Here is a 5,721-nt window from a genome sequence, read left to right on the forward strand (position 1 = left end):
AGGGCAAGACCCTCAACGGTCAGGCGCTGTCGGCGGCGCGCTCGCGCTTCGAGAGCTCGAAGCAGCGCTTCTTCGGCCAGCTTCTGCTCTCCATGAAGCTGCCCTCGCTGCTCCCCGCCATCGAGGAAGCGCTGGCCACCGACCACAGCGTCGTCATCCAACTGGTCTCGACCGCCGAGGCATTGCTCGACCGGCGCCTGGCCGACCTCTCTGCCGAGGACCGTGCCGAGATCCAGCTCGACCTCTCGCCCCGCGAGATCGTGGCGGACTATCTCGACAATGCGTTTCCGACCCGCGCCATGGAAAGCTACTGGGATGAGGATGGCAATGAGCGTTCGCGCCCGATGGTCGATGAGGCGGGCAATCCGGTGCATTCGCAGGAAGCCCTGCGGATCAAGGCCGAAACGCTGGAACTGCTGGGCGCACTGCCGCCGATCGTCCCTGCGCTCGATGCCATCATCTCGCGCTTCGGCACTGATGCCGTGGCCGAGATCACCGGCCGCACGCGCCGCCTGGTGACCTCGCCAGACGGCAGCCAGCGGCTTGAATCGCGCACCGCCAACCAGTCGCTGGCCGATGCCAATGCCTTCATGGGCGGTGCCAAGCGCATCCTTGTTTTCTCGGATGCCGGTGGCACCGGGCGTTCCTACCACGCCAGCCTTGATGCCAAGAACCAGCAGCGCCGAATGCACTTCCTGCTGGAGCCGGGCTGGCGTGCGGATCGCGCCATCCAGGGACTTGGCCGCACCAATCGCACCCATCAGGCCTCGGCGCCGGTGTTCCGCCCGGTCACCACCGATTGCCGCGGCGAGCGGCGCTTCATCTCGACCATCGCCCGCCGCCTCGATGCGCTTGGCGCGCTGACACGCGGTCAGCGCCAGACGGGCGGTCAGAATCTGTTCGATCCTGCTGACAATCTCGAGAGCGATTACGCCCGCGAGGCCCTGACGCGCTGGTACCACCTGCTCCATCAGGGCAAGCTCACCAGCATTGGCTTTGCCGATTTCTGCGAGCGCACCGGCCTCCAGCTTGAGCAGGAGGGCTGCCTCACCGACAATCTCCCGCCGATCCAACGCTGGCTGAACCGCATCCTGGCGCTGCCTATCGCGCTTCAGAACGCCGTCTTCGACGAGTTTCTGGGGCTGGTCGAGGCGCGGATCGATGCGGCGCGCAAGGCAGGCACCTTCGATGCCGGCGTCGAGACACTAGTCGCTGACAAGCTGACCATCATCGAGGAGCGGGTCCTGCGCGAGGATGCCAATGGCGCCTCGACCCAGCTTCTGACCCTCGAAGCGCAATGGGCGCCCAAGTTCACACCGCTGACCGAGATCGTGAAGCGCATTGGCTCCAAGTCCCGGCTGCTGCGCAATAACCGCTCGTCGCGCGTGGCGTTGCAGATGCCAGATCGCACGCGCCTGATGGACGATGGCACGCCGGTGGCCAGTTTCACGCTGCACCGGCCTGGTGGGCGAAGCTGGCTTACCGCCGACGAACTCGCCGAGAGCCACTGGGATGATTGCGAGCGTGCGGTCTTCGAGCAGGCCTGGCAGACTGAGGCCGACGATCTGGCGGCCAAACCCTACACCGAGCGCTTCTATCTCGCGACCGGACGCCTGCTGCCGATCTGGAATTTGCTGGGCGATGAGGCGCAGGTCCGCCGCCTCGTCACTCAGGATGGCCGGTCTTTGCTGGGACGCATTGTGCCCGCCGAGGCGGTCAACATGCTGCTCGACAAGCTGGGCATCGGTGATCGGATTGCGCTCACGCCCGAGCAACTGGTCGATGCGGCGCTGGGCGGCAAGGTTGTGCCCATCGATGCCTTGTCCGGCACCAGCCTCAAGCGTTCCCGCGTCAACGGCGAACAGCGGCTTGAGGTCATCGGCTTTGATCCGCGCGCTTTGCCTTCGTGGAAGGCCAAAGGCTGCTTCACCGAGATCATTGCCTATCAGACCCGCCTGTTTATGCCGGTGAACAGCGCTCGGGAAATCGTGGAGGCGTTGGCGGCTTAGTAGGTATCAAAACGGTCGGTGGCTGGTCACCACTGGCCGCCCGCCTTGGCAATCTCATCAAGTAGGGCTTGCTTGGAAGGCGTGCGCCGCTTGCCCTCATTGCGGGGCACATCGACAGCTCCCACGACGAGACGACGCTCGGCTATACGCTTGCCAAGCGTGGTGAGGCTGATGGCCTCACGCGTCGTCTTCAAGGTCTTGAACGCCATAGGTCTGCGCCGTTTCTTCGCGAATTCGTCGTTCCATATAATGGAGATCAAGGCCTTCAGAAAGAGTGAATAACGCTTTGGCCTGTCCGAGCATGTCCTGGGCCGCGCCAGAAGCGTACTGGCCCATGCGGTCGGCAATCAGATCCTCAACGGAAATCACGGCCACTGTGCCGTGAGCTTCGACTTCAATCATCTGGAGAAGGCTTGTATCGGCATAGCCATCAAGTAATCGGCTGCCGACGACCTCGAAGCCCAATTTGAGATCCGGATGAATCCAGCCCCGCGTGGAAACGCCCGGACCACAGGGCCTTATGAAGCCATGTTTCATCATGATGGTCTCGAGCGCGGTCTGCTGCGTAGAAACCAGATCAAAGTCACCAGTGTTCACCGCGCCTTGGGTGTAGAGTTCGACCGCACCTCCACCAACAAGGATCGGCGGCTTCAGATCTAATTCGTCCATAGCCGAACTGATCTCGGCCAGCTTTTCAAGCGCTGCTTCAAATTGTGGTCGCCACTGAGTCATGATTGGTTGCTTCAAGCATCTGGCGCCTCCTGTCGATGAAAATGTCGCGTCAATCTTGGAATGGAGAAAAGGGGAAAGCCATGGGGGCGAGGCCCCCTGGAGGCTAAAGCGTCTCCATGATCCGGGCCTCTCGACCCAAGCGCGGGAGACCCCATCATGCAGTCAACCACCCTGACCCACGCCAAGCTGCGTCTTTCCGAGAGCAATGTTCGCAAGGCCAATGGCGACGCGGGCCTTGAGGCTTTGGCCGCCAGCATCGCCGAGCACGGCCTGTTGCAGCCGCTGATCGTCAGCCCCTCGGCGGGAAAGAAGACCCTCTACGATGTCCACGCCGGTGGCCGCCGCTGGCGCGCGATCGGCCTGCTGATTGAACGCGGCGTGCTGCCGAAGGATTACGCGATTGACGTGCGTCTTTGCGAGAACGAGGATGCCGCCGCGCGCGAGATCAGCCTTGCGGAAAACCTGATCCGCGAGGCCATGACGCCAGCAGATGAGGCGCGGGCCTATCGCGATATTGTCGATGGCGGCGCCGATGCCGAAGCTGTGGCGCGTCGCTTCGGCGTCACCGTCCGCCATGTTCAGGGCCGCCTGCGCCTCGCTGATCTGGCCGAGCCGATTTTCGCTGCGCTTGCCGCTGGAGAGATCACGCTCGATGTCGCCATGGCCTATGGCTCGACCGGCGACCTCGAACGGCAGGCAGCAGCCTGGGAGCGCCTGTCGACGAGCTGGCAGGCCGACAATCCCCAAGCGATCCGCCGCGCGATTGCTGAGGAAAGCCTCTCGGCCGATCACCCCATCGCACGGTTTCTCGGTGAGGCCGAATATGTCGCCTGCGGTGGCCGGATCGAGCGCGATCTTTTCGCCGCTGAGGGCGAAGGCCGGTGGCTTGATGGCGATCTCGCCATGGACCTCGCCGCAAAGAAGCTGGCGCATGAGGCTGAAGTCGCTGAACTCGGTTCCAGGCTCGCCTGGGTGAAGCCGACACTGGCAACCCATGTCACCTATGACGAGACCAAGGACCTCCGCGCCTATTGGCCGCGCCGGGCCGAGCCCTCCGCTGAAGCGCAGGCCCGCATGGACGAAATCTCGGACCGCATGGCCGAGATTGCCGAGATCCTCGACGCGCCCGATGAAGGCGATGATGTCGAAGCGCTGGAGGCGGAATACAATTCGCTCGATACCGAGCATGATCGGCTTGCCGACACCGAACTGCTGATACCCGAAGAGGACAAGCCCAACGTTGGCACGTTCCTCGTGCTCGGCAAGGATGGGCAGCCGCGCCTCCTCGAAACCTATTACACCTCGGCCAAGCCCGCGCGGCGGCCATCTGCATCGGGCGAACCCGTGGGCGAGGCCGAGATTGAGGGCGAGGAACCTGCGCCTTCGGCCAGCCTGCCACGCTCGCTCGAAGAGCAGATGGCCAAGGATCGCCGCGACGTGCTGGCGCTCCACATCGCCCATGATCCGGCGCTGGCGCTTGATCTGGCGATCTTCAGCCTGGCCCGCGACCACGCCGGCCATTTCGGCTATTCGGACACGGGCTGCACCATCCGCATCACCGACCGCAACGAGCCCTCGGGCCTGACCGGCATTCCCGCCAGCGCGGCGGTGACCGAACTCGAACAGCAGCGCGCCAGCCTGCCCAATGACTGGGCCAGCGAGGAAGACAGCTTCGCCTCCTTCCTCGCCTTCCGGTCGCTGGACGATGGCGTGAAGGCGGGTTGGCTCGCCTATGCTGTCAGCCAGAGCCTCAAGGCGAGCCTCGCCAGCGGCGCGCACGCCTGCACCTTCCAAAGCCGCTTGGGCGCCGAGATCGGCATCGACATGGCCCAGCACTGGCGGCCGGGTGCCGAGAACTTCTTCGATCGCATCAAGAAGGCGCAAACCTTAAGCATCCTCGGGCGATTCGATCCCGAAATCGCCCTGCGCTATGCAGCGGCGAAGAAGTCTGAACTGGCGACGGCTGCCGCGCGCCTGTGTTCGGGCGACACGATCATTGAGCCGGAGATCAAGGCCAAGGCGCTCGCTTGGGTGCCCGATATGATGCGCTTTGACGGCATTGCGGGTGCTCTGGCCGAAGGCGGGCTGGCGCTCGACGACGGGTATGAGGAGGCCGATGACCTGCCGCTCGACGCGGCCAACCAGAACGATGCCGACGACCCGCTCAGCCAAGCGGCCTGACCCTCAACCTCGAACAGCTACCAAACCGATCCTTCTTCCGCGCCAGAGCGGGAGGAGGATGGCGAACCTGCGAGCAAGGCTCGGATCAGGAGGAGACCATCTCATGAAGCCCCGTCACGACATCTACGCCACTGTCACTGCCCAGCTTGTTGCCGCGATCGAAACCGGCGCGGGCGAATGGCGGATGCCCTGGCATCATTCCGGCGCGCCTGTCATGCGCCCTACCAGCGTGGCTGGCCGGCGCTATTCCGGAATCAACCGGCTTGTCCTCTGGGCCACCGCCGATGCCTGCGGCTACGCCTCGGGCATCTGGGCGACCTATCAGCAGTGGCGCGCCCATGGCGGCCAGGTCCGCAAAGGTGAGAACGGCACCCATGTCATTCTCTGGAAGAAGGTCGAGCGCGGCGATGCCGCCGCTGAAGCGGGCGGTGAAGGCGACAGTCGCGCCCGCTTTTTTGCGCGTAGCTTTGTGGTCTTCAACCGCGATCAGGTGGACGGCGCCGAAGATGCCGCCGAGAAGGAGGTCCGGCCGATCAGTACCTCGGTCGCCGATGCGCTGGCTTTCCTCGAAGGGCTTGGCGCCCCGGTCGAATATGGTCTGCACGACGCCTATTATCGCCCCGACATCGACAAGGTCTTCATGCCCGAGCGCACGGCTTTCGACCATGACCTCGACCTTGTATCCACACTCGCACATGAGGTCACCCACGCGAGTGGACATGTGGACAGGTTAGCCCGTGAGACGCTGCGCGACTATCACAAGGAACGCAGCATTCGCGCGCGGGAGGAACTAGTCGCC

The 5,721-nt window shown here is 64.0% G+C and carries 5 protein-coding genes; 3 read left to right on the plus strand and 2 right to left on the minus strand.

All coding sequences use genetic code 11. The features are described 5' to 3' along the window. Window positions 1-2,009, plus strand: a 2,009-nt coding sequence (locus Y88_RS07915; RefSeq protein WP_232280973.1) for a strawberry notch C-terminal domain-containing protein, incomplete at its 5' end; no start/stop codon positions are given. 26 nt (window positions 2,010-2,035) lie between these two features. Here Y88_RS07915 and Y88_RS18895 read toward each other — a convergent pair. Further along, on the minus strand, window positions 2,036-2,218 hold the full coding sequence (locus tag Y88_RS18895; protein ID WP_008067967.1) for a hypothetical protein: 183 nt from the start codon (window positions 2,216-2,218) through the stop codon (window positions 2,036-2,038). Next, complete coding sequence (locus Y88_RS07920; RefSeq protein ID WP_018076184.1) at window positions 2,187-2,756, minus strand: hypothetical protein; 570 nt, start codon at window positions 2,754-2,756, stop codon at window positions 2,187-2,189. Before Y88_RS07920 ends, Y88_RS18895 begins: the two co-directional genes overlap by 32 nt. Window positions 2,757-2,897: 141 nt before the next feature. Here Y88_RS07920 and Y88_RS07925 point away from each other — a divergent pair, with 141 nt between their 5' ends. Next, complete coding sequence (locus Y88_RS07925; RefSeq protein WP_008067971.1) at window positions 2,898-4,922, plus strand: ParB/RepB/Spo0J family partition protein; 2,025 nt, start codon at window positions 2,898-2,900, stop codon at window positions 4,920-4,922. A 103-nt stretch (window positions 4,923-5,025) separates the two neighbouring features. Further along, window positions 5,026-5,721 (plus strand): ArdC family protein (locus tag Y88_RS07930; RefSeq protein ID WP_050805622.1); only part of this gene is annotated, 696 nt, incomplete at its 3' end.

Origin of the sequence: Novosphingobium nitrogenifigens DSM 19370 (assembly GCF_000192575.1) — a bacterium.
Taxonomy (GTDB): Bacteria; Pseudomonadota; Alphaproteobacteria; order Sphingomonadales; family Sphingomonadaceae; genus Novosphingobium; species Novosphingobium nitrogenifigens.